This is a genomic window from Natrinema sp. LN54, from assembly GCF_052439245.1.
Lineage (GTDB): Archaea > Halobacteriota > Halobacteria > Halobacteriales > Natrialbaceae > Natrinema > Natrinema versiforme_A.
This window is the reverse complement of sequence record NZ_JBQVRP010000001.1, coordinates 1-21,095: the sequence shown is the minus strand read 5'-3', so window position 1 is coordinate 21,095 and position 21,095 is coordinate 1. Positions and strand designations below refer to the sequence as shown.

Annotated in this window: 20 protein-coding genes and 1 pseudogene; 12 read left to right on the top strand and 9 right to left on the bottom strand. The window is 63.9% G+C overall.

Annotated elements, in window-relative coordinates; all coding sequences use genetic code 11:
- Nucleotides 1-16 precede the first annotated feature (16 nt).
- Nucleotides 17-2,248, top strand: a complete 2,232-nt coding sequence (locus ACT4ML_RS00105; RefSeq protein WP_444719038.1) for a CDC48 family AAA ATPase — start codon at nt 17-19, stop codon at nt 2,246-2,248.
- 92 nt (nt 2,249-2,340) lie between these two features.
- Here the strand turns inward: ACT4ML_RS00105 and ACT4ML_RS00100 are convergent, their stop codons facing one another.
- The gene (locus ACT4ML_RS00100) at nt 2,341-3,405 is read right to left on the bottom strand and encodes an ATP-binding protein (RefSeq protein ID WP_444719037.1); all 1,065 of its coding nucleotides are present in this window, start codon (nt 3,403-3,405) and stop codon (nt 2,341-2,343) included.
- A gap of 74 nt (nt 3,406-3,479) precedes the next feature.
- Between ACT4ML_RS00100 and ACT4ML_RS00095 the strand changes: the two genes are divergently transcribed.
- From ACT4ML_RS00095 to ACT4ML_RS00085, 3 genes are all read left to right on the top strand, one after another.
- Nucleotides 3,480-3,992: a DUF7382 domain-containing protein gene (locus tag ACT4ML_RS00095; protein ID WP_138244463.1), complete on the top strand. Its 513-nt coding sequence runs from the start codon at nt 3,480-3,482 to the stop codon at nt 3,990-3,992.
- A gap of 75 nt (nt 3,993-4,067) precedes the next feature.
- Complete coding sequence (locus tag ACT4ML_RS00090; protein WP_444719036.1) at nt 4,068-5,414, top strand: hypothetical protein; 1,347 nt, start codon at nt 4,068-4,070, stop codon at nt 5,412-5,414.
- Entirely contained in the window at nt 5,411-6,583 is a 1,173-nt protein-coding gene (locus ACT4ML_RS00085; protein WP_444719035.1) for a TrkA C-terminal domain-containing protein, read from the top strand. The genes ACT4ML_RS00090 and ACT4ML_RS00085 overlap by 4 nt, the downstream gene beginning before the upstream one ends.
- A gap of 30 nt (nt 6,584-6,613) precedes the next feature.
- Here the strand turns inward: ACT4ML_RS00085 and ACT4ML_RS00080 are convergent, their stop codons facing one another.
- Together ACT4ML_RS00080 and ACT4ML_RS00075 are read right to left on the bottom strand one after the other, a co-directional pair.
- On the bottom strand, nt 6,614-8,863 hold the full coding sequence (locus ACT4ML_RS00080; protein WP_444719034.1) for an AAA family ATPase: 2,250 nt from the start codon (nt 8,861-8,863) through the stop codon (nt 6,614-6,616).
- Nucleotides 8,864-8,965: 102 nt separating this feature from the next.
- On the bottom strand, nt 8,966-9,598 hold the full coding sequence (locus tag ACT4ML_RS00075; protein WP_444719033.1) for a helix-turn-helix domain-containing protein: 633 nt from the start codon (nt 9,596-9,598) through the stop codon (nt 8,966-8,968).
- Between the two features lie 86 nt (nt 9,599-9,684).
- Between ACT4ML_RS00075 and ACT4ML_RS00070 the strand changes: the two genes are divergently transcribed.
- Nucleotides 9,685-10,587 carry a ribonucleotide-diphosphate reductase subunit beta gene (locus ACT4ML_RS00070; RefSeq protein WP_444719032.1) on the top strand — a complete coding sequence of 301 codons (903 nt, stop codon included), beginning with the start codon at nt 9,685-9,687 and terminating at the stop codon, nt 10,585-10,587.
- 117 nt (nt 10,588-10,704) lie between these two features.
- Nucleotides 10,705-10,839: a DUF7128 family protein gene (locus ACT4ML_RS00065; protein WP_267877933.1), complete on the top strand. Its 135-nt coding sequence runs from the start codon at nt 10,705-10,707 to the stop codon at nt 10,837-10,839.
- Nucleotides 10,840-10,867: 28 nt separating this feature from the next.
- Here the strand turns inward: ACT4ML_RS00065 and ACT4ML_RS00060 are convergent, their stop codons facing one another.
- On the bottom strand, nt 10,868-11,113 hold the full coding sequence (locus tag ACT4ML_RS00060) for a DUF7508 domain-containing protein (protein WP_444719031.1): 246 nt from the start codon (nt 11,111-11,113) through the stop codon (nt 10,868-10,870).
- The gene (locus ACT4ML_RS00055; RefSeq protein ID WP_444719030.1) at nt 11,113-11,544 is read right to left on the bottom strand and encodes a DUF5796 family protein; all 432 of its coding nucleotides are present in this window, start codon (nt 11,542-11,544) and stop codon (nt 11,113-11,115) included. The genes ACT4ML_RS00060 and ACT4ML_RS00055 overlap by 1 nt, the downstream gene beginning before the upstream one ends.
- A gap of 162 nt (nt 11,545-11,706) precedes the next feature.
- Here ACT4ML_RS00055 and ACT4ML_RS00050 point away from each other — a divergent pair, with 162 nt between their 5' ends.
- A complete protein-coding gene (locus tag ACT4ML_RS00050; RefSeq protein ID WP_444719029.1) occupies nt 11,707-12,579 on the top strand; it encodes a shikimate kinase in 873 nt (290 codons plus the stop codon).
- Nucleotides 12,576-12,911 carry a chorismate mutase gene (locus ACT4ML_RS00045; RefSeq protein WP_138244472.1) on the top strand — a complete coding sequence of 112 codons (336 nt, stop codon included), beginning with the start codon at nt 12,576-12,578 and terminating at the stop codon, nt 12,909-12,911. The genes ACT4ML_RS00050 and ACT4ML_RS00045 overlap by 4 nt, the downstream gene beginning before the upstream one ends.
- A gap of 320 nt (nt 12,912-13,231) precedes the next feature.
- On the opposite strand, the gene ACT4ML_RS00040 is transcribed toward ACT4ML_RS00045, so the two are convergent.
- Nucleotides 13,232-13,585, bottom strand: coding sequence for a type II toxin-antitoxin system PemK/MazF family toxin (locus ACT4ML_RS00040; protein ID WP_444719028.1), 354 nt, complete (start codon nt 13,583-13,585; stop codon nt 13,232-13,234).
- Entirely contained in the window at nt 13,582-13,821 is a 240-nt protein-coding gene (locus ACT4ML_RS00035) for a hypothetical protein (RefSeq protein ID WP_006431312.1), read from the bottom strand. Before ACT4ML_RS00035 ends, ACT4ML_RS00040 begins: the two co-directional genes overlap by 4 nt.
- Before the next feature lie 378 nt (nt 13,822-14,199).
- On the opposite strand from ACT4ML_RS00035, the gene ACT4ML_RS00030 reads away from it, so the two are divergent.
- The gene (locus ACT4ML_RS00030) at nt 14,200-14,430 is read left to right on the top strand and encodes a hypothetical protein (protein WP_444719027.1); all 231 of its coding nucleotides are present in this window, start codon (nt 14,200-14,202) and stop codon (nt 14,428-14,430) included.
- A 9-nt stretch (nt 14,431-14,439) separates the two neighbouring features.
- Nucleotides 14,440-14,855, top strand: a pseudogene (locus ACT4ML_RS00025) (PIN domain-containing protein).
- Nucleotides 14,856-15,049: 194 nt separating this feature from the next.
- Here ACT4ML_RS00025 and ACT4ML_RS00020 read toward each other — a convergent pair.
- Both ACT4ML_RS00020 and ACT4ML_RS00015 read right to left on the bottom strand, forming a co-directional pair.
- Nucleotides 15,050-17,584, bottom strand: coding sequence for an efflux RND transporter permease subunit (locus ACT4ML_RS00020; protein WP_444719026.1), 2,535 nt, complete (start codon nt 17,582-17,584; stop codon nt 15,050-15,052).
- A gap of 3 nt (nt 17,585-17,587) precedes the next feature.
- On the bottom strand, nt 17,588-19,192 hold the full coding sequence (locus ACT4ML_RS00015; protein ID WP_444719025.1) for a COG1361 S-layer family protein: 1,605 nt from the start codon (nt 19,190-19,192) through the stop codon (nt 17,588-17,590).
- Nucleotides 19,193-19,455: 263 nt separating this feature from the next.
- Between ACT4ML_RS00015 and ACT4ML_RS00010 the strand changes: the two genes are divergently transcribed.
- The gene (locus tag ACT4ML_RS00010; protein WP_444719024.1) at nt 19,456-20,073 is read left to right on the top strand and encodes a TetR/AcrR family transcriptional regulator; all 618 of its coding nucleotides are present in this window, start codon (nt 19,456-19,458) and stop codon (nt 20,071-20,073) included.
- Nucleotides 20,074-20,595: 522 nt separating this feature from the next.
- Nucleotides 20,596-21,095, top strand: a 500-nt coding sequence (locus ACT4ML_RS00005) for a surface glycoprotein (RefSeq protein WP_444719023.1), incomplete at its 3' end; no start/stop codon positions are given.

The window sequence follows — 21,095 nt, the reverse complement described above, 5'->3', positions numbered from 1 at the left end:
CGTCCATCCCTAAATCATGAACGAAGTCCAACTGGAGGTTGCGAAGGCATACCCGAACGACTCGGGTCGTGGTATCGCCCGACTCGACCCGGACACGCTGTTGCATTTGAAGCTGAGTCCGGGCGACATCATCGAGATCGAGGGTGCAGATACGACTGCCGCGAAGGTCTGGCGTGCAGACCGGCAGGACTGGAACACCGACACCGTCCGCATCGACGGCTTCACCCGCCAGAACGCGGACGTCGGTATCGGCGAGCGGGTCACGATCCGCAAGGCCGAAGCGACGAAAGCGGACAAACTCACGCTCGCACCGCCGGAGGAGGCGTCGGTCCAGTTCGGCTCCGACGCCGCCGGCATGGTGAAACGCCAGATCCTCAAGCGCCCGGTCGTCGGCCGCGACATCGTTCCCGTGATGTCCTCGACGAACCATCCGTTCATGCGGTCGCCGGGGCAGGCGATTCCGCTGATCGCCGTCGAAACTGAACCCGAAGGGGTCGTCCTCATCACGGAAGACACCGATGTCGAACTCCGCGAGGAACCCATCTCGGGCTTCGAGAAGACCGGAGGCGGGATCACATACGAGGATATCGGTGGCCTGCAAAACGAGATCCAGCGGGTCCGGGAGATGGTCGAACTCCCGATGAAGCATCCGCAGATCTTCAAGAAGCTCGGCATCGAGCCGCCACAGGGCGTGCTCCTGCACGGCCCGCCGGGCACCGGGAAAACCCTGCTCGCCAAGGCCGTCGCCAACGAGACCTCCGCCAGTTTCTTCTCTATCGCTGGCCCGGAGATCATCTCGAAGTACTACGGCGAGTCCGAACAGCAACTCAGGGAGATCTTCGAGGACGCCACCGAGGAGTCGCCGTCGATCATCTTCATCGACGAACTTGACTCCATCGCGCCCAAACGCGAAGACGTCACCGGCGAGGTCGAACGCCGCGTCGTCGCCCAACTACTGACGATGATGGACGGCCTCGAGTCCCGGGGACAGGTCATCGTCATCGCGGCGACCAACCGCGTTGACTCGGTCGACCCCGCACTGCGCCGCCCCGGCCGCTTCGATCGCGAGATCGAGATCGGCGTGCCCGACGAGACCGGCCGCGAGGAGATCCTGCAGATCCACACCCGCGGGATGCCCCTTTCCGACGACGTCAGCCTCGGTCATCTCGCCGACGAGACCCACGGCTTCGTCGGTGCCGACATCGAGAGCCTGACCAAGGAGGCCGCGATGAAGGCGCTGCGACGCTACCTCCCCGAGATCGATCTCGACGAGGAGGACATCCCGCCGAGCCTGATCGATCGAATGATCGTCAAGCGCGAGGACTTCAGCGGCGCGTTGAACGAAGTCGAGCCCTCGGCGATGCGGGAGGTCCTCGTCGAGCTCCCGAAGATCTCGTGGGACGATGTCGGCGGCCTTCACGACGCCAAAGAGCAGGTCCAAGAGTCTGTCGAGTGGCCGCTCTCGAACCCAGAGCGGTTCGAGCGGCTGGGCGTCGATCCGCCGGCCGGCGTGTTGCTGTACGGCCCGCCGGGCACCGGGAAGACGCTGATGGCGAAGGCCGTCGCCAACGAGACGAACGCGAACTTCATCTCGGTGCGCGGCCCGCAACTGCTCTCGAAGTGGGTCGGCGAGTCGGAGAAGGCCATCCGGCAGACCTTCCGCAAGGCCCGGCAGGTCTCGCCGACGGTCATCTTCTTCGACGAGCTCGACGCGCTCGCGCCGGGCCGAGGCGGTGAAACCGGCTCGAACGTCTCCGAACGGGTCGTCAACCAGCTCCTGACCGAACTCGACGGCCTCGAGGAGATGGGCAACGTGATGGTCATCGGAGCGACCAACCGGCCGGACATGATCGACCCCGCACTGCTGCGCTCGGGTCGGTTCGACCGGCTGGTCATGATCGGCGAACCCGACGTCGACGGCCGCGAGCGCATCCTCGATATCCACACGCAGGACACGCCGCTGGCCGCGGACGTCACGCTGCGGGAAATCGCCGAGATCACGGACGGCTACGTCGGCAGCGATCTCGAGTCGATCGCGCGCGAGGCGGCCATCGAGGCGCTGCGCGAGGACGAGGAGGCCGACATCGTCGAGATGCGTCACTTCCGGCAGGCCATGGAGAACGTCCGGCCGACCATCACCGACGACATCCTCGACTACTACGAGCAGATCGAAGAGGAGTTCCAGGGCGGTACGAGCGGCGGTCCGGACCCGTCGGGTCGCCGCGGCAGTCGCATCGGCTTCCAGTAGTCGCAGGGACACGCGATCGTCTATCGCCGGTTCGATTTCGGTTTTCCGTTTTCAGTTTCCCGTTTTCGCTGCCGAGTAATCGTTCGTCCATGTCATCCGCTATCGGACACGCGGTCGCTCGCGTTCGGACTGTCGCCCCCGTGTGGCGTGTCGCGGGACCGAATCCGCGCCGCGTGAACCGTCTCCGTCGCGTCGTCGATTACGATGACATCGCCCGGAGACTCGGGCAAGCGGTCCGCATCGGCCAGCGAGCCGTTCATGTACGTCGGCTGGGCGCTCTCGAGGGCCGCCAGATCCGCTCGAGCGGTCAGCCGGTGCGAGACGAGGATATCCGACTGGGAGATACCGACCTCGGGGACGGCGCTCGGGCGCTGTGTCGCGGCGACGAGACTGACACCGGGCGCGCGGCCGCGCGTGAGGATCGTCTCGAGGCCGGGTTCGGCGACGCCGTCGAAGAAGGTGTGGGCCTCGTCGAGCAGGAGCCACGGCAACCGATCGATCGACCGGCGGATCCGGGCGCGGTACAGCGTCTCCGCGATCCCGCGACAGACGGCGTTCATCGGCGCGTCCGCAAGCCCCGAGACGTCGACGACCGTCGCTTCCGCGGTCGCGAGATCGGCGGCCGCGAGTCCGTCGGCATCGAAGACGCCCCACGACTCGGCGAGGCGGAGGTGGTTTTCCGCGGCGCGCGTCGCGGCGCTCGAGGCGTCGGCCGACTCGAGGTGTGTCCGCATGCCGTCGATGGTCGATTCGGCCTGTGCGGCCTGCCAGAGCAGTCCGCCAGCGCCGCTCTCCGGCGAGAGCCCGAGCAGCGTACACCACGATCGGGGATCGAGCGAGTCGGGCGCGACGGCCGGGTCGTCGATCACGCGTGCGGGGACCGCGTCGCCGGTAGCAGGCTGTGACAGCGTGTCGAACGCGCCCATCGGATCGACGATCACGGGTGCGACGCCGCGCGATCGCGCGAGCCCTTCCGCGATGACGCCCATCGTGTAGGATTTCCCGTAGCCGCGCTTGCCGACGAGCAACACCGCGTGGGGGGAGTCCAGATCGAGGTGGACGGCCGCGCCGTCGCTCCCGTCGAGCGCGCGGTAGTCGCCGAGGCGACAGACCGGTCCGTCGGCGGGGGCGGCGTCGCGACCGAGTACGAAACTCACGGGCCGACTTCCCGCGGCTTCGTATTTGAACCCGCGATCCAACGTTTAAGACGGAAGGCGGGGCCAAGCGGGGCGTGACTTCGAAACGGACCGACTCGGATTCGACGGACAGGAGGGACGGCTCGCGGTCGTTCGCTCGAGACGACCGCGCGATCGAGGGGTTGCCGATTCGGCTGGTGATCGCACTGGTCGTCGGCGTCGCGGCGCTGGCGATCATGCTGAACATGCTCGGCGGGATCGGCAGCGTCGGTGACACGGAGGTAACCGTGAAAATCGCCGACGACGATCAGGTGATCGAAGCGGATGCCACCGGATCGAGCGCGGAAGTGAACGCGTACGCGATCGACGAAAACGGGAACAACGTCTCGGACGCGACGATCGTTGCCACTGCCGATTCCGCACAGCTCGACGGCGTGCTCGACGAATCCACCGGTGACGATAATCACGCGGCGCTGGATTTCGACGGCAGCCAGAGCCTTCGCGCGGACCAGGACATGGGAGCGATCCAGTTGGAGGTCATCCCGCCGTCCGACAGCAATTACATCGACGAACAACCGAATCCGGACATCCGCGTCGTCTCCCGCTGAGACCGTGACACCACGCTATTCAGCCGCGATCGCGGTCCGGCGTACCGCACCGCGCCGACACCGAACGCCGGGTCGATGCCGAACGCACCGCCGCCGCGGGCTCGAGCGACCATGATCGGGACGACGACCGAACTCATCACCGGACTGGCGTTCGGGCTGGTCTTCGGCATCGGCCCCGCGATCGTCGTCGGACTCCTCGGGGCCGCGTTTCACCACCGCGGATCGACGCTTCCGTGGCCCGGCGCCGTCGCGATCGCGCTGTCGCTGACCGGGTTCAACGCCGCCGTCGCGGGTGTGCTCGAGACCGGCGCACGATCACCGGCGCGGCTGGCGATCGGGGCCGCCGCAGTCTGTCTGCTCGCAGTGTACGCCGTCAGTCAGGGCGAACGCGCCGCGACGGAGCTACCGATCGGAATCGAACGACCGGTCCTCCGGCGGCGAGCCCTCTCCGCCGAGGCCGTCGACTCGATCGACGCGACGGGGCAAGTGACGATCCGCACGACGGGGGCGGTTCGCGGTATCGACGGCTACCCGTCGCTCTCGCCCGACCTGCGGGCGGCACTCGAGGCGGACTCGTGGCGGCTCCCCGCCGACCTCCCGCTCTCGGCGATCGAGACGCGGCTCGAGACTCGGCTCCGAACCGAGTTCGAACTGGCCGCGGTCTCGGTATCGATCGACGGCCGCGGTCGGGCGACGGTCGCCGCGGCACCGCCCTCGGGCGGCGATTCGACGGCCGTCCCCGACGGGTGGCGCGCCGTCTCGATCGACGCGCTCCTGCCGACGGGACTGGCACCCGGCGACGATGTCGCGGTTCACGTTCCGGACGAGGCGGTTCGGGGGACGGTTCTGAGCATCGGCCGGGGCGACTCGACGGAATCTACCGATCGAAGCGAAACCGAACCGGGAGTCAAGCGCGGTACGCGGCTCGATGTGAGAACGCGACCAACTGCCGAAACGGCCGGCGGCAACGGGCGCGTCACCGTCGCCGTTCCGTCCGGCCGCGCTAACGCGTTGCTCGCCGCCGATCGCGCTCGAATCGTCGTCCCCGCCGGCGGCACGGACGCCGACCGCGAGGCGATCTCCCGACTCGAGCGGGCCGACTACTCGCTCCGTCGCGCCTCGTTCGGAGCGATCGAGACGGCCCTCGAGTCAGTCGATGACGTGACCGACGACGAACTCCATATCCTCGCGGCGACTCGTCACACCGAGATCGAAATCGATACCGAGGAAACGGCAGCGACGAGTGCCGAGACGATCGCCGACCGCGAGACGTGGGCCGTCGTCCCCGACGAGGCGGACCTCGAGGACGGGGACGACGTGTTCGTCGCCGGCGAGCGAACGACGGTGAAACGAGCGCTCGACGCGGCTCGCGACTCGAAGTCGGGTCCGAACACGACCGTGGAGACGGAGGTGCGACCGTGACGGGAGTCGTCGTTTTGCAGGCGGTCGTGACCGAGTGGACCGAGACGGCGCTGATCAACGTTCTCGGGTTCGCCCTGCTCGCCGGCATCACGGCGACGATCGTCGCGTTCGGCTACCGCGCCACCAGCGCTCGAGTCGCCCCGGTCGGCGCCGGCGTCTTCGCCGGCCTCGCCGTCGTCGCGGGTTGGCTCAACGCAGTCGGTCTCGGGCACGCGACGGTCATCGACCAGACGCCGCTCGTCCATCACGCGACCGCCGCGTACTTTCTCGGTGCGATCGCCGTCAGTGCGGGAACCACCGAGGGCGGGCGTCGGATCGGCGACCGGTTCGCCCGCGAGGTCTTCGATATCGATCGACTGGCGGCCGCCGGCGAGGGCGCGTCACTCGTCCGATCGGCGCGGCGACCGACGCCGATCGAGTTACCCGAACGGATCGGCGATGTCGACGGCTATCCGGCCGCCGACGCGGCGACCAAACGCGACCTCGCCGGGCGGACGGTGCTGGTTCCCCAGTACCGCGACGCGTCGACCCTCAAGTCACGGCTCTCGAGCCGCCTCGAGCGGGATTACGACATCGACCACGTCTCGATCACGGTCGGAGACGACGGCGGGATCGAGCGCCTCGCGGTCGGCCGACAGCGAACCGGACTCGGGCCGACGCTTCCGGACGGCACCGCCGCCACCGCGATCCGCGCCACTTCGTCGCCGACCGCCAGCGCCGGCGATCCGATCGAGGTCTGGACGGGTGGGGACGACGGCGACTCGAGCCGGCTCGTCGCGACCGGGACGCTGCGGGCCGCGACCGTCGATGTCGCGACGATCACCGTCGATGCCGACGCCGTCGACGAGTTCGAATTCTGGTTCGAGGCCGACTCGAGGTATCGCCTGGCGACGCGGTCGGTGTCGCCGGACGACGGCTACGGATTCGTGTCCGTGCTCCGCGCCACCGACGAGACGGTGCGCTCGGTGACGGTCGCAGAAGATGACCCGATCGACAACGAGTTCGTCGGCTGGCTCTCGGGGACCGTCCTCCTCGCGGTACGCGACGGCGACGCGATCCCGTTTCCGGACGAAAACGAGACCGTGCGGGACGGTGACCGGCTCTTCGTCATGGGGACGCCCGCAGAACTGGAGCCGCTGTCGGCGAACGAGCCGGGGTCGGCAGCGTAATAGATCCGGACGAGTGTCGAATCGGTGGTATCAGGACCGATTCACGTCGTCCGTCTCCTCTCGAGCGGCCTCGATGTGATGGCGCTCGATGCGAACCGTCGACGCCTTCTCGTTGGCCGCTTCGGGACCGTACTCGCTCGCGACCTCGCGGATCGCCCGCATCGAGGCGTTCCTGATCAGGGCCTCGAGGTCGGCCCCGGTGTAACCCTCGAGTTCGCCGGCGAGTTCGGCGATGTCGATATCGTTGTCGAGCGGTTTCCCCTGTGCGTGGACCTCGAGGATCTTCTCGCGGGCCTCGAGATCGGGCTCGCCGACGAAGACGTGGGTGTCGAGCCGGCCGGGCCGGAGCAGCGCGGGATCGATCTGGTCCTTGCGGTTGGTCGCGGCCAGCACGACGAGGTTGGGGTTCTCCCGCATTCCGTCGAGTTCGGTCAGGAGCTGCGAGACGACGCGTTCGGTGACTTCGTGGCCGTCGCCTCGAGCGGCCGCGATGGCGTCGATCTCGTCGAAGAAGACGATCGAGGGGGCCGACTGGCGGGCGCGCTCGAACACCTCGCGGATCGCCTTCTCGCTCTCGCCGACGTAGCGGTCGACGATCTCGGGACCGTCGACGCGGACGAAGTTAACGTCGGTTTCGCCCGCGAGTGCGCGTGCGAGTAACGTTTTTCCGGTTCCGGGCGGGCCGTACAGGAGGACGCCGGACGGCGGATCGGTGTTCGTCTCCTCGAAGAGCCGGTCGTAGGTCAGCGGCCACTCGACCGACTCGCGGAGCGTCTGTTTAGCCGTCTCCAAGCCCCCGACATCGGAGAAATCGGTGGTCGGTGACTCGGCGACGTACTCGCGCATGGCCGAGGGTTCGACGGCCGCGAGCGCGGTATCGAAGTGGGTTTTCCGAACCATCGGATTCCGGTTCCACGTTCGCTGCTCGTCGGTCTCGGTCGGCCGGTCGCGGATCGCGGCCATCGCGGCCTCGCTCGCGACGGCGTCCAGATCCGCCCCGACGAAACCGTGGGTTCGCCGCGCGATCGCGTCGATGTCTACGTCGTCGGAAAGCGGCATGCCACGAGTGTGTACCTCGAGAATCTCCCGGCGACCCTCCTCGTCGGGGACGCCGATCTGGATCTCGCGGTCGAACCGGCCGCCCCGGCGGAGCGCGGGATCGATCGCGTCGACGCGGTTGGTCGCGCCGATGACGATGACCTCGCCGCGGGCGTCGAGGCCGTCCATCAGGGTCAGCAGTTGGCCGACGATCCGGTTTTCGGCGTCGCCCTCGTCGTCGCGGGTGCCGGCGATCGAGTCGATCTCGTCGAAGAAGATGATCGTCGGCGCGTTCGCCTCGGCCGTTTCGAACACGTCGCGGAGCCGCTCCTCGCTCTCGCCTTTGTACTTCGACATGATCTCCGGTCCCGAGATCGTCTCGAAGCGGGCGTCGACCTCGTTGGCGACCGCGCGGGCGATCAAGGTCTTGCCCGTGCCCGGCGGGCCGTACAGGAGCACGCCCGACGGCGGTTCGACGCCGAGTCGCCGGAACAGTTCCGGCTCCGACAGCGGGAGTTCGATCATCTCGCGGACCTGCTCGAGTTCCTCGTCTAACCCCCCGATGTCCTCGTAGGTGACCCCGGAGCTCGGACTGGGTTCGGGCTCGTCGGCCGCGACCTCGGAGCCGGAGTCGGTCGCGGTCGGGGCACCCGTCGATTCGCTCGATCGATGGCTGCGGCCGCCGGCTCCGGAGCCACTCGAGGTCGCGGTGTCGCCCGGTCCGACGTCGGCGTCGACGATGCGGATCGTCGTCGCGTCCGTGATTCGAACGTCGCCGTCCGGGTCCGTGTCGGTTACCCTGAACGGCTGTTGATCGATCCCCTCGATCCGGACCTGTTCGCCGGCGCGAACCGGCCGGTTGCGCAGTTTCTCCGTCGCTTCGCTCTCGGCGGCCCGGCGCTGGCGGTCGGGGAGCCCCGGCGGCGCGACCAGCGTGACCCGGTCGGCGTCGGTGATGGTCGACTTGTCTTTCGCTCTGACGGAGACCGTATCGCCGACGTGGACGCCGGCGTTGGCCCGCGTATCGCCGTCGATCTGTACCGCATTCTCGGGGACCGACTGGTCTGCGGGCCACATCTTGGCGACGGTCGTCTCGTCGCCCTCGATCACGACGGTATCGCCGCTGAGAATACCGAGCTGTCGCCGCGCCGGTTCGGGGATCCGCGCGACGCCCCGGCCGGCGTCTCCCTTCTCCGCAGCCCGAACCGACAGCGTCACGCCGTCCGATTCCGACGAACTCATACCCGTTCCTTTCGCGTCGGTCGCCTTGAGAATTGTCCCGTCGCCGGCGGTCGGAACTCGTCGGGAGAGTTTGGCGACGACCGAGACCGGACTCGAGTCGGTTCAGAGCACGTTCTCGAGGAGCCGATCGATGCCGCGTCGCAGCCGTTCGGAGGCCGAGGGTGCCGAAATTCCCAGTCGGTCGCCGACGTCCTCTGTCGACGCCGCCCGCGGGACCTCGAAATAGCCCACCTCGCGGGCCGCGACCAGCGCCTCGTATTGCTCGCGGGTGAGTCCGAACGGCGGGTCGTCCGACGACGACTCTCGGGTGAGCCGCTCGAGTTTGAACGTTCCGCCCCGGTCCGTACAGAACGCGCGGTACTCCGCGAGCGCCTCCCTGTCCGGGAACCGCGCTCGTCCCCACCAGCCGTCGACGGTCACGACCCCGCCCAGCGGCGTCGTTCCGAGTTCGACGTACTTCCGATAGATCGGCAGCGGCGGGTCCCGGAGCCTGATCCGATACATCGTGCCCTCGGCTCGCTCGTCTATCCGCCGATAGGTCTCGACCGTCGGATCGTCCGCGAGCGCCGCGGTGAAGCCGTCGGCAGCCCCCGCGGTCCGACAGAGAACGACCGGGCGGTCGGGATCGACGACGAGGATCCGTTCGATGTAGAGTGTGATGTCGGGAACGGCCGACACCGCGTCCGTCAACGGTAGATCCGGAGAGTTGAGCTGGAACTCCGCGATGAGGCCCATACGTTCCCTTTCGTGCGACGGGACTTAAACACCCTTATGGATTAGATACAGGTTGATCGGGGATCGGCGCATATGTTCGGCTAAGCATGGACCCCGACGACCAGCCACCGATGCAACTCGAGACGACGGTTCGATCGTACAACTACTACCGCAACGCGGTCGAGAAACACTGGGATCCACACGAGGTCGACCTCGAGGCGGACCGCGAGGGGGTCGCCGACCTCCCCGAGCCGGCCTTTCGGGGACTCAAGCAGTCGCTCGCGCTGTTCGGCGCGGGCGAGGAGTCGGTGACGGAGGACCTCTCGCCGCTGGCGGTCGTCCTCGAGGACATCGGCGATCAGATGTTCATCACGACGCAGCTCTACGAGGAGTCCAAACACACCGACTTCTTCGACCGCTACTGGCGCGAGGTGGTCCGTCCGGAAGAACAACGGCGCGGGCAGGACCTCACCTCGCCGACCGACGAGGCGTGGTTCAACGAGCCCTACGACGAACTGTTCGAGCGCAACGAGCGGGCGATGGCGCGACTCCTCGAGGAGGACACGCCGGAGAACCGCGCGAGGGCCTACTGTCACTACCACCTGACGATCGAAGGGATCCTGGCCCAGACCGGCTACTACGGACTCACCCTCGCCTACGGTGAGAGCGAACCCGACCTTCCGGATCTGCCGGGACTGGTCGAGGGGCTCAAACTGGTCCGCAGCGACGAGGGACGCCACGTCGGCTTCGGGATGGCGAAACTCAAGTCGCTCGTCAGCGAGGGCAAGGTCGACCCCGACCTGCTCCGCGAGACGATCGACGAACTGGTGCCGCTCGTCCAGGAGAGCCTGGCCGGCGACGACGGGGCCAGCACCGAGGCGGGGCCCGGCCCGAGCCCGTCCGATCTGGCCGACTACGCGTACACGAAACACGAACAGCGGATGCAACAGATCACCAGCGCGAGCGAGGCGATTCCGGACGTCGAGGAACTGACCGAACTCGACGCCTGACGACGGCGGTTCGCGACGCGCCGTCGGACTCGATCACAGACGGCTCCAACTCGAGGGTCGACCTCGGCTGCAGCGACCGGAGAAACGCCTTTTGTCGTCCGTGTACCATCGTCTAGCATGGTGGTCCAGACAGAACGCGACGACACTACCTGGTACGAGTGTGAGACCTGCGGACTACTCTTCGACGAGCAGTCGGAGGCGTCCGAACACGAACAGCGGTGTGACGGCTCCGATCCGACGTACATTCAGTGAGCCGACCGATCCCGACCCCGCGAGCCGGTCACTCGAGTCGCTCGCGGTGCTCGGCGGCGAGTTCGCGGGCCTGCTCAAGCGTATGTGTCTCCGTCCAGCGGACGCGGTCGCCGTCGCCGTAGGCCAGCGCGGTCTTGAGTTCGTCCCGGAGGACGCCGTGGTCGACCGCGAGCACCGTCCCCGACCCGTCGCCGAGTTCGTAGACGCCGGGCCGGTCCGGCGCGGCGGCGACCGTCTCCCGCTCGAGGTCGCGCCACGGTTTCTGTAGCGGCATCAGTCGGCGCTCTCGACGAGTTCGTAGGCGTGCTCGCTCATCTCGTCCTCCGCGAAGACGAAGACGCGGCCGTCGACGACCGAGAGGTCGGCCTCGACGCGGATCGAATAGGCCTCCGTGGCGACGGTCACGCCCGGGAACAGTTCCTCCTCGTCGTCGCGATCGAGCATCACGCGACCGACGCCGGTCGTCTCGAGGATGTCGTCGTGGGTGTTCCGGTCGTTGACGTAGGTCATGACGCCCTCGACGCCGTCGGGATCGGTGACGAGGACGTGGACTTCCTTGCCCGGCGGGGTCGAGAGGGGACCATCGACGGGTTCGGGCGGCCCGTGGTAGAATACCTCCCGGCCGTCGTGGTACTCGACGACCACGCCACCGTCGACGAAATCGACGCCGATCGTGCTGGGGGCGACGTTGTTGCGCGCGCTCATGTGCGTTCGTTCGGTCGGATCGGGGAAAAGCGGTGTGTTCCAGTCGCCGGTTCGTCTGTCATCTGATCGAGTCGTTTGCCGTCGCCCGCGGACCGTAACGCCCGGTCGACCCGATTCGCCGAGACCGTCAGCCGTAAATACGCGGTCTGAGTCGCTTGTGGTATGGATGGCCGTGCTGTCGCCCCCGCAGCCGGGACGATACTCAACGCGCTCGCGACCGGCACCGGGTCGGCCTTCGCGATCGACCTCGAGACGACGGCGACCGTCGAACTCACGAGTGACAGCGATATCGTCGGTGACATCGCCGGCCGGCCCGACGCCGACGCGACGCTCATCGAGCGCTGCGTCGAACTGACGGTCTCGGAGTACGCCGACGCGGCCGGACTGGACGAGACGGACGTGGGCGCTCGCGTCCGCACCGAGAGCGAGATTCCGATGGCCGCCGGCCTGAAGAGTTCCAGTGCCGCGGCCAACGCGACGGTGCTCGCGACGCTCGACGCCCTCGAGGTCGCCGACTCGGTCGAACGGATCGAGGCCTGCCGACTCGGCGTCCGGGCCGCCCGCGACGCCGGCGTAACCGCCACCGGCGCGTTCGACGACGCCAGCGCGAGCATGCTCGGCGGCGTGACGGTGACCGACAACGCGACCGACGCGTTGCTCGCCCGCGAGGAGATCGACTGGACGGCGGTAGTCTACACCCCGCCGGAACAGTCCTACAGCGCCGATGCGGACGTGTCGGCCTGCGAACGCGTCGCCCCGATGGCCCGACTCGTCGAGGAACTCGCGCTCGACGGCCGCTACGGCGAGGCGATGACCGTCAACGGCTTCGCCTTCTCGGCCGCACTCGAGTTCCCGACCGGGCCGATGATCGAGGCCCTGCCCGATGTCGCCGGCGTCTCGCTGTCCGGAACCGGACCGAGCTACGTCGCCGTCGGTGAGCGGGAGACACTCGAGGCAGTCGAGCGACGGTGGGACGAACGCGACGGAACGACACGATTACTGCAGACGCGAACGGACGGTACCCAAACGACATGACTCGAGAGCCAACGGACACAGCGACGGACGGTGGAATCGACGAGGAGGAACGCACGCCTGAGGAGATGGACCTCGACGAACTGCGCGAGGAGATCCGGACGATCGATCAGGAGATCGTCGAACTGATCGCCCAGCGAACGTACGTCGCGGACACGATCGCGGCGGTCAAGGACGAACAGGGGCTGCCGACGACCGACGAGAAACAGGAACAGCAGGTCATGGACCGGGCGGGCGACAACGCCGAACAGTTCGACGTCGACGCCAATCTTGTCAAGGCGATCTTCCGACTGTTGATCGAACTGAACAAGGTGGAGCAAAGGGATAGTAGATAGCACTAAGCGGGTTTTGAGAGCGTGTACCGCGTGATTCGACCTCAGAAATCTTCCGGTTGTTGTTCAGTTGGTTCGTATCGAAGGATATGAGCTGTGGACCGATAACCGGAGCCAGCGGACACTATACGTGCCAACATTTTGCTCTGCGCTCCCTCGCTTCCGCTCAGTCGCTCGGCAAAATGTTGATTAAAAGCACAGCGTCACCCCCTCAGCCGCGCCGTTGGCGCGGCTTCGAGGGATTCCTTGGCCCGCTCGCTCACACCGTTCGCTCGCGGCTGCTGGCGGTAACGCCTCCGCCTATACTGATCACAGCAGATACGTCAGTCCAGTCCGAGACTCAGTTTCAACGCTTCGTCCACTGTCTCCATCGACTCTCGGTCGAGACTTCCAAGCACCGAGTAAATCCGTTTTTCGATGGAGACGGCACGAATTTGATCGAGGCGAATCGAAGAATCTTTCTCGAACGGCGACTCCGCTGCTTCAACGAGAACCTCGAACGGATAGCCCCGATATGTCCCCGTCACAGGTGCAACGATAGTCGTACTAGCATTTTCATTCCCAACATCGTTCTGGACGACTACCGCAGGACGAGTTTTCTTCATCTCGTGCCCTTCTGCTGGATCAAGACGAACGATAACGACGTCACCGCGACGAACCTCCGTATCCTCGCTCATTCATCCAGCCCGCTCCACGCTTCGTCCGACGCTTCATCCCACTCGTCCGCAAGTTCTTCCGCACTCTCAGAAGCCTCGCGATACGCGGCAGCCAGTTCGTCCTCGTCGGGATGATCAGATTCTACTTCGACGACAGCGACGGTTACGCGCTTGTTTGCGTATTCCGTCCCGAGATAGATTCGGCCTCGGTCGTCGGTCTCGTTAGTTCGTAGGTCCCGAGCATCTACTTTCGTCATGTTACCGACTTGGACCTACTGCTGAATAAGTGTTGCCCACTATTACCCACGATAGATATTTTCTGTGACTCGTACCATGGCTTTCATCTATCTGAACAAAGTTGAGCAACGGGAGAGCAGGTAAGGGTCAAAACACACGCCTTAGGCGTTCTATCTTCAAAGTGGGTTTTAGGTTCGTTCTGAGGGATTCTCCTCGTTCAGTCGGAGTCGGTGAGCAGCCGGAAGACCGGATACTCGCCCGAATTGAATGCGTTCTAACAACTTCGTTCAAGTATCCGCCCAGTCTTGATGAGAAAAACACCGCGAAGCTAGCGGGCAGTTCTTACTGCTGTGTTCTGACCCAATGACACAATATTCTGTGCGTACATAGTTTCCTGTATGCCCAGTATCACTGTCAATGTCGACGATGACCTCAAAAACCGGATGGAGAAACACCCGGAAATCAACTGGAGTGAGGTTACCCGACAGGCCATTCAGGAAAAAATCGAGACACTCGAAGTAATGGACGAACTCACGTCCGAGAGTGAACTCACCGAGAGCGATGTCGCCGATATCGCCGACAGAATCAACGAGAGCGCACGCGAGCGCGTCGAAGAGGAGTCGGAGTAGCCTCAACGAATGAAGCTGGTCGTCGATGCCAACGTCGTCATCTCTGCGCTCATCGCTGACTCGAAAACCCGTGAACTCATCGTCACGCTCGAACCGACCTCCTGACACCAAAATTCGTCTACGACGAGATCGAGAACTACACGGAGCTGATTGTCGAGAAGTCCGGTATGAGTCCAGAGCGAGTCGCCCAGTTCGTCGACCTCCTGTTTCAGTACATTGAGGTCGTCCCTGCCGACGAGTTCTATCCGCACATCGAAGAGGCCGAAGCAGCGATCGGTGAAACCGACCCCAACGACGTGCTATATGTCGCGTGCGCCTTGGCCAGGGACACAGACGGCTGGAGCGATGATACTGACTTCGACGAACAAAATCTCGTCGAGACACATTCGACGAGCGACGTGATCGACTCGTTCGACACGCTCTAGCCGATCCGAACAACTGCCTGTAGAGCAGGACGTGCTTCTTTATACGTGGTGTGCAGAGATGATCACTGTGTCCCACATTCGGTGAACGAATCCATGGTATGATGTGGTTTTCACAAGAGAATACTATATAATTTCAGCCATCTGAACAAAAGCGGGCAGCGCGAGAACCGATCCGCCGTTGAGGCTCGAGTCGCCTAGTTCTTCCCTGTCAAGGAACGAACCGACTCCCGCCACTGAATCTCTCCGAGCGGGCCGAACCGCCGCTCGAGGCGGTCCCAGACGACGATCGTCGACGGGAGCAGGAAGATCGACGTGAGATAGGCGTAGAAGATCCCCAGCGCGAGCAGGAGTCCGAACTCCATGATCATGGGGATCAACGCGAGGTACAACACGCCGAGTCCGCAGACGGTAGTGAGCATACTGCCGGTCAGGGCACCGCCGGTGCCGCGGACAGTCACCTGCAGGGCCTCGTGGACGTCGGCTCCCGCCTCGTATTCGTCGACGAACCGGTGCATGAAGTGGACCGTGTAGTCGACGCCGAGCCCGATCGAGATCGACAGGATCGGGGTGTTGATCGGCGACAGCGCGATTCCGAACAGGCGCATCGAGCCCGCCAGCATCGCGACGGTCACGAGGACCGGAACGAGGTTGATCACGCCGTAGACCATCCGTCCCTCGAGCCACCAGTACGACAGCATCAGGAAGACCGCAGTGAGGAGGAACGCGACGACCAGACTCTTGATCGCCGAGTCGCCGATGCGGTCGATGACAGCCTGATTGACTACCAACTCGCCCGTCGCCGTCGCGTCCATCTCCATCTCGTCTGCGACCGTCTGGGCGGCGTGGGTCGCGTCCGTCTGGTCAGCGTCGGAGTCGACCTGATACACGATGCGGGTCGAACTACGGTCGCTCGTGACGTACTGCTGGGCGGACTCTTCTTCGAGCAGTTCGTCGTAGACTCGGTCGATATCCCGGTTTGGAAGCCCGTCGTGGTCCGAGTCGGTTTGCTTGACCGTTGCCGCGAACTCGGGGTCGGTCGACTTGCGCTGCTCGATCGTGCCGACGACGCTGTCCGCCTCCGCGCGCCGGTCGGTTTCCTTGAACGTCTCGGGCGGATTGGTAAGCGCCCGGTCGATGTCGCGGAGTCCGGCGGCCGATCTCACGTCCGGATCGTCAACATAGACGGTTACCGACCCCACGAGCCCCTGATCGAAGTCTTCCTCGAGGTAGTCGAGTACAGTCATGAACGTGTACTGACTGGGTGCGAGCGGTTCGGGAAGCCGTTCGTACTGGGCGAGCCGATCCTCGTCCGGGAAGAACGCCTCCTGCGAGAACTCCGAATCGACGCCCGTACCGTAGCCGGCCGCCGCCGCGCCGAAGACGAGCGCGCTCACGAGGATGATCGCGGGCGCGATCCGCGCGAGCGTTACCCCGACCGGAAGGATACGACCGAGGACGGAGTCTTCGTTCCCCATCGGGCTCGTGCCGAACTTCGGGAATCGAGTCCCGTCGCGGAGTCGATCCAGTCCGACCTTCCCGGCCGGGAGGAAGACGCCGAAGATGAGGAAGGTAAACAGGATACCGACCCCGGCGACGATACCGAAGTCACGGAGCTGACCTATCGAACTCGTCAGGTTCGAGGCGAAGCCGATCACGGTCGTCATCGTGACGATCAGGAACGCACCCGTGAGCTGGCGCGTCGTGATACCCATGGCGTCGCCGATCGCCGCACCCGTCGCTCGCTCCTCGCGATAGCGGTTGATGATGTGGATTCCGAAGTCGATCCCGACGGCCAGCAGGAGCGGGAAGACCGTGATCATCATATCCGAGAACGGAATGCCAGCATAGCCCATGAACCCGAACGTCCAGAGCATCGTCATCATCAGCGCGGCCAGCCCGAGGGCGAGATCGATCGGGTCGCGGTAGGCGACGATCAGGAAGAACAGGATCAACACGAGCGCCGCCGGGAAGACGACGATCGCGGTGTCGCCGAGCAACTGCAGCATCTCCTCTTCGATGATCGCGCTGCCGAACACCTCGACGTTCTCGCCCGTTTCGTAGCCGTCGATATCGTTGGCTAACGCGGCCGTTTCCGACTGTAGCTCGGCCGTGTCGTCCGTGTCCGCGTTCGGCGGCGTATCGTAGGTGACCGCGATCTGAGCAACGTCTGCCTGTGCCGACTCACGGGTGAAGTCCGTACTCACCGGCAGCCCGGCGGCCTCGTCGGCGTCCGCGATAGCCCCTTCTAACTGCCGCTGAGAGGCGCGTTCGATGGCGCGTCGCTGCGTTTCGGGCGTGTCAGCTTTTGGATCGAGCTGCTGAGCGACGAGCGAGGCCGGACTCGTCGACGACTCGACTCGCAGCCCCGCATCGTTTTCCGCACGCTCCTGAAACTCGAGCATCCGGAGGAGGCTCTGCTTCGAGAGGGCGTTGCGTTCCTCGATGAACAAGCTCGCGGTCGAGCCGCCGCCCTCGCGGCCCTCCCGGGCGAAGTCGTCTTGCATGTCCTCGAGGGCCTGCTGTTCCTCTAACCCCTCGGTGAACTGGTCGGTTCCGGCCTGTTGTTCGCCTCCGCCGCCGATTCCACCGACGAATAGGACGGTAACGACGGCAAAGGCGAGGACGACCCGCCACGGGTGGTCGGTGATCGCCGTGTTGAGCCGATCGGAAAGAGAGCGATCGCTCTCCGCGGCGTCGTCCCGGTCGCGGATCTCATCGATGTCGGGCATCGATCAGTGCTGTCGCCACCAGAGGCCGACCCCGATACCGCTCACGGCGAGCGCGGCGAGTATCCCGACGATAACCGACGGGAAGCCGCCGCCGTCATCGCCGCCGGCTTCGACCTCGATCGGGTGTTGGTAGACATCGGAGAGGACCGTCTCGCCGCGTTCGGTGTCGTACTCGAAGTCGAGTTCGACGGGGTGGGTCTCGACGCTCGCGTCTTCAGCCGCCGAGACCTCGAAGGGGATCTCGGCCGACTCTCCCGGCTCGAGTTCGTCGACGAACGCCTCGTCGTTGGGCGCATCGAGGGGGCTATCGGTGTAGAGTCTCGCGTCGATGTTCGACAGCGTCTCCGGGCGCTCGTTCGTGATCTCGAGGACGAGATCACTCGAGTCGCCCTGCCGGACCGACACCCCGTCGTCGCTGAGCGAGAACTCATCGGTTCGTTCGTCGACCACGACTCGTTCGGAGATCGGACCGTCCTGCAGGGTCGTATCTCCGCTCCCGGTGTACTCGACGGTAAAGCGGAGTTGCCGGGCACCAGCATCGGCCTGCCCGCTGACGTCCGTCGAGTAGGCGAACGTCGCGGCTTCACCCTGTTTCAGTTCGGGGAGCGCGTAGCGGGTGTCCTCGACGAACAGCGAGTCACTCATCGGCTCGATGACCAGCACTGCGTCGTCGACGGGTCGGGGTCCGTCGTTGACGATTTCCCCAGTTACGTCGCCCTCGTAGCCGACCGAGAGGGTGTCCTCGAGGTTTCGAATCGAGAACGATTGCTCGGCTGCGGGCGCGAGTGATGCGGTTACGTCGTTTGCCTGTCGTTCGATACCCGAGGCGTCGCGATAGGAGAAACTTACCTCGAGGGGGCGCTCGCCGCCGCTGACCGCCCCGTCGATCGCCACGTCGACGGTCATCGTCGTCGATTCGTTGGGCTCGAGGTCGCCGAGTATCTCTTCGGCGGGATTCTGGGCCGAGCCACCGTCGACGACGACGCCGTTACCGCCGGCGATACTCGTTCGGGTCTGATTCGCGGGTTCCGTCCCGACGTTCTCGATCTCGAGAGTCGCGTCACCGCTCGTCCCGGGTTCGACATCGGTCGTAACGTCGGTGACTTCGAATCGGGGATCCTCCGGGACGACGATCGTCACGTCTTTGAGTTCCGTTCTCGTTCTCCGGTCAACATCCCCATCGGAGTCAATATTTTTATTATGGCTGTAGCGAAGTTTGAGGGTGATATCGTATTCACCGGGTTCAACGTCTTCAGGTACGGCAATTCTCTGATTAGCAGGAACTGTCTGCCCGTCAGCGATGGTGCCGATAGAAGCCTTCTCGGATTCGACTTCGAACGGTCCGCCATCAGTTATCTCAACAGTCGTCGCTCGTGCGTCGGTAACCCCCTCTCCGGAGCCGGCGATAACTCGTCCATCGTTCCGGATCTGGAACTCGAGTTCGGCCGTCGTTCCGGGCGTAACTTCGTTATCGGAGAGTACCACTCCGAGATCGGGGTTTCCCATCGTGTACCCACCACTGGTCTGTTGGGCGATCGCACTTGGGAGAGCTCCGCTAGCACCAGCGAACAGAACAACTACCACGACGAGGAGGCGGTGCTTCTTCATCAGAACCACCTAGTATTGCCCTCTCTGGCAGGATATGCCGGTGTATCTCGGTTTTCCGAGAAAATTGATTCGAATTGACCAGTATTACTCATTGGATAACAACTAGAGTACTGAAAGATATACCTTCTGATTGAACGTTCAATCAGGCCGCTTTTGAGAGTGCGTCTCGTCCAGCGTGATATGACTACTAGAGGGGATAGTACAGGCAACGAAATTGGTCGACCGATGCGCTCAAGAGGAGTCGATGACGGCGTAAACAGTGGGTGGCAACTGTGACGAATGAACTCTTCGACGACCCGTCGGGCACGCGCGAGAAAATTATGATTGCGACGTTGCGGTCCTTACGCGAACACGGGTACGCGGACCTCACGATTGAGAAGATCGGCGACGAATTCGAAAAGAGCCAATCGCTGATCTACCACCATTACGACGGAAAGGACGATCTCGTCCTTGAGACGCTCGAATTCGTTCTGGACCGACACAGCGAGCAGGTAATCGAGGAGCGCATAGAGGATCCCCGAAGTCATCTCGAGAAGGTGATCGAGCAGTTTGTCGGAAGTAGCAACGAAGAACAGTCCCAGTTGTCCACGACGCTGTTCGAGCTCCGGGCGCGAGCGATCCACGACGAGGCCTACCGGAAGCACTTCACTCGAAGCGACGAGATTTTCGAACAATATCTTGCGGACATCATCGCAAGCGGGATCGAGTGCAACGTATTTCGAGAGTGCGAGGCGCAGGCAGTCGCGACGACGATTGTTACCATGATCAACGGGATTCTAGTCCGTCGGTCCACGAACCACGACGAGGGTTGGCTTGAAGACGTTCGTGGTGAACTCGATACGTATCTCGAGATGCAGGTCTACCAGACAGACGGAGAGTGATCTTCCCCGGGGACAACGAGGGCCACGATATCTATTGACACATTATTTCTCGTGACGATAATTTCGAAATTCATGGGGACGAACTACAAGAGGTTCGGTCCCGCGCACGAGATCGACTGTCGTTATTTGTGTCCCCTCACTGGCAGCCATTCTCGACTCCATAATTAGTTTTTACTCGCGTATCGAGGGATATTGGCCTCGAGTAATATGATACTACTATCGGAGCAATCTCAGCCGCCGCAGTGCCACTACGAGCAACGTACCAACGATTAGGATTTCACGGTGAGTGTGATGATCGAGTAATACGCCGTCACCAGCCTTCATACAGCAGTTATACAGTATTACTCTCTTATGCTGATATGGTGGCAGTCCAGAAAGCTTATTACGTGATCCTTAATAGAACTGAATACCCCTACCCGGTGCCAGTCCGTTCGCCGACGGATGAGAGTTCGTTGGTGACTGACTCGCACTCCGACTGAATCGCGCGCTAACCAACCGAAACACGACAATAATACATAACACATGACAAGCGAAACGACCTATCGCGAAAAGGGACGTGCAGTAGTCCTGGCCGCGCTTATGGTCCTCTCTGTTGTCGCAATGTCCGCAGCGTTTGTGGGCGGCGCGGCAGCAGTTCAGAACGCCGATACCTATACGGACGGAGAGACGTACGACACGACAACTGAACTCGAAAACGATAACGCCTGGATGGGCCAAGAGATTACCCTCACGGGTGTCGACGCTAACGGCCTCGAGATCCGAGAAGGTCTATCCGCCGGACAGACCGATTCTGATGATCGAGTGACCTTCGTTGAGGTCAACAACGGCGAAGCCACGATCGACACCACCAAGCTCGAAGCTGGCCAGCCGTACGTCATCTACACTGGCGATAGTAACAATAAGTGGCATGATGTATCCTTCTGGGTGAAATCGGAGGAACTCAGCGTTAGCTTCGACCAGAACCGTGTGTCCGAAGGCAGCAGTACTAACTTCGAGTTCGAGACTGAGCGTAGCTCGCAGTG

Excerpts from the sequence above, each read along its gene's own strand:
- ACT4ML_RS00030 (WP_444719027.1), top strand. The coding sequence starts at position 14,200 with ATGCCCAGTATCACTGTCAATGTCGACGATGACCTCAAAAACCGGATG.
- ACT4ML_RS00090 (WP_444719036.1), top strand. The coding sequence starts at position 4,068 with ATGCCGAACGCACCGCCGCCGCGGGCTCGAGCGACCATGATCGGGACG.
- ACT4ML_RS00105 (WP_444719038.1), top strand. The coding sequence starts at position 17 with ATGAACGAAGTCCAACTGGAGGTTGCGAAGGCATACCCGAACGACTCG.
- ACT4ML_RS00055 (WP_444719030.1), bottom strand. The coding sequence starts at position 11,544 with ATGAGCGCGCGCAACAACGTCGCCCCCAGCACGATCGGCGTCGATTTC.
- ACT4ML_RS00060 (WP_444719031.1), bottom strand. The coding sequence starts at position 11,113 with ATGCCGCTACAGAAACCGTGGCGCGACCTCGAGCGGGAGACGGTCGCC.
- ACT4ML_RS00020 (WP_444719026.1), bottom strand. The coding sequence starts at position 17,584 with ATGCCCGACATCGATGAGATCCGCGACCGGGACGACGCCGCGGAGAGC.
- ACT4ML_RS00045 (WP_138244472.1), top strand. The coding sequence starts at position 12,576 with ATGACTCGAGAGCCAACGGACACAGCGACGGACGGTGGAATCGACGAG.
- ACT4ML_RS00035 (WP_006431312.1), bottom strand. The coding sequence starts at position 13,821 with ATGACGAAAGTAGATGCTCGGGACCTACGAACTAACGAGACCGACGAC.
- ACT4ML_RS00050 (WP_444719029.1), top strand. The coding sequence starts at position 11,707 with ATGGATGGCCGTGCTGTCGCCCCCGCAGCCGGGACGATACTCAACGCG.
- ACT4ML_RS00015 (WP_444719025.1), bottom strand. The coding sequence starts at position 19,192 with ATGAAGAAGCACCGCCTCCTCGTCGTGGTAGTTGTTCTGTTCGCTGGT.
- ACT4ML_RS00080 (WP_444719034.1), bottom strand. The coding sequence starts at position 8,863 with ATGAGTTCGTCGGAATCGGACGGCGTGACGCTGTCGGTTCGGGCTGCG.
- ACT4ML_RS00040 (WP_444719028.1), bottom strand. The coding sequence starts at position 13,585 with ATGAGCGAGGATACGGAGGTTCGTCGCGGTGACGTCGTTATCGTTCGT.
- ACT4ML_RS00075 (WP_444719033.1), bottom strand. The coding sequence starts at position 9,598 with ATGGGCCTCATCGCGGAGTTCCAGCTCAACTCTCCGGATCTACCGTTG.
- ACT4ML_RS00065 (WP_267877933.1), top strand. The coding sequence starts at position 10,705 with ATGGTGGTCCAGACAGAACGCGACGACACTACCTGGTACGAGTGTGAG.
- ACT4ML_RS00070 (WP_444719032.1), top strand. The coding sequence starts at position 9,685 with ATGGACCCCGACGACCAGCCACCGATGCAACTCGAGACGACGGTTCGA.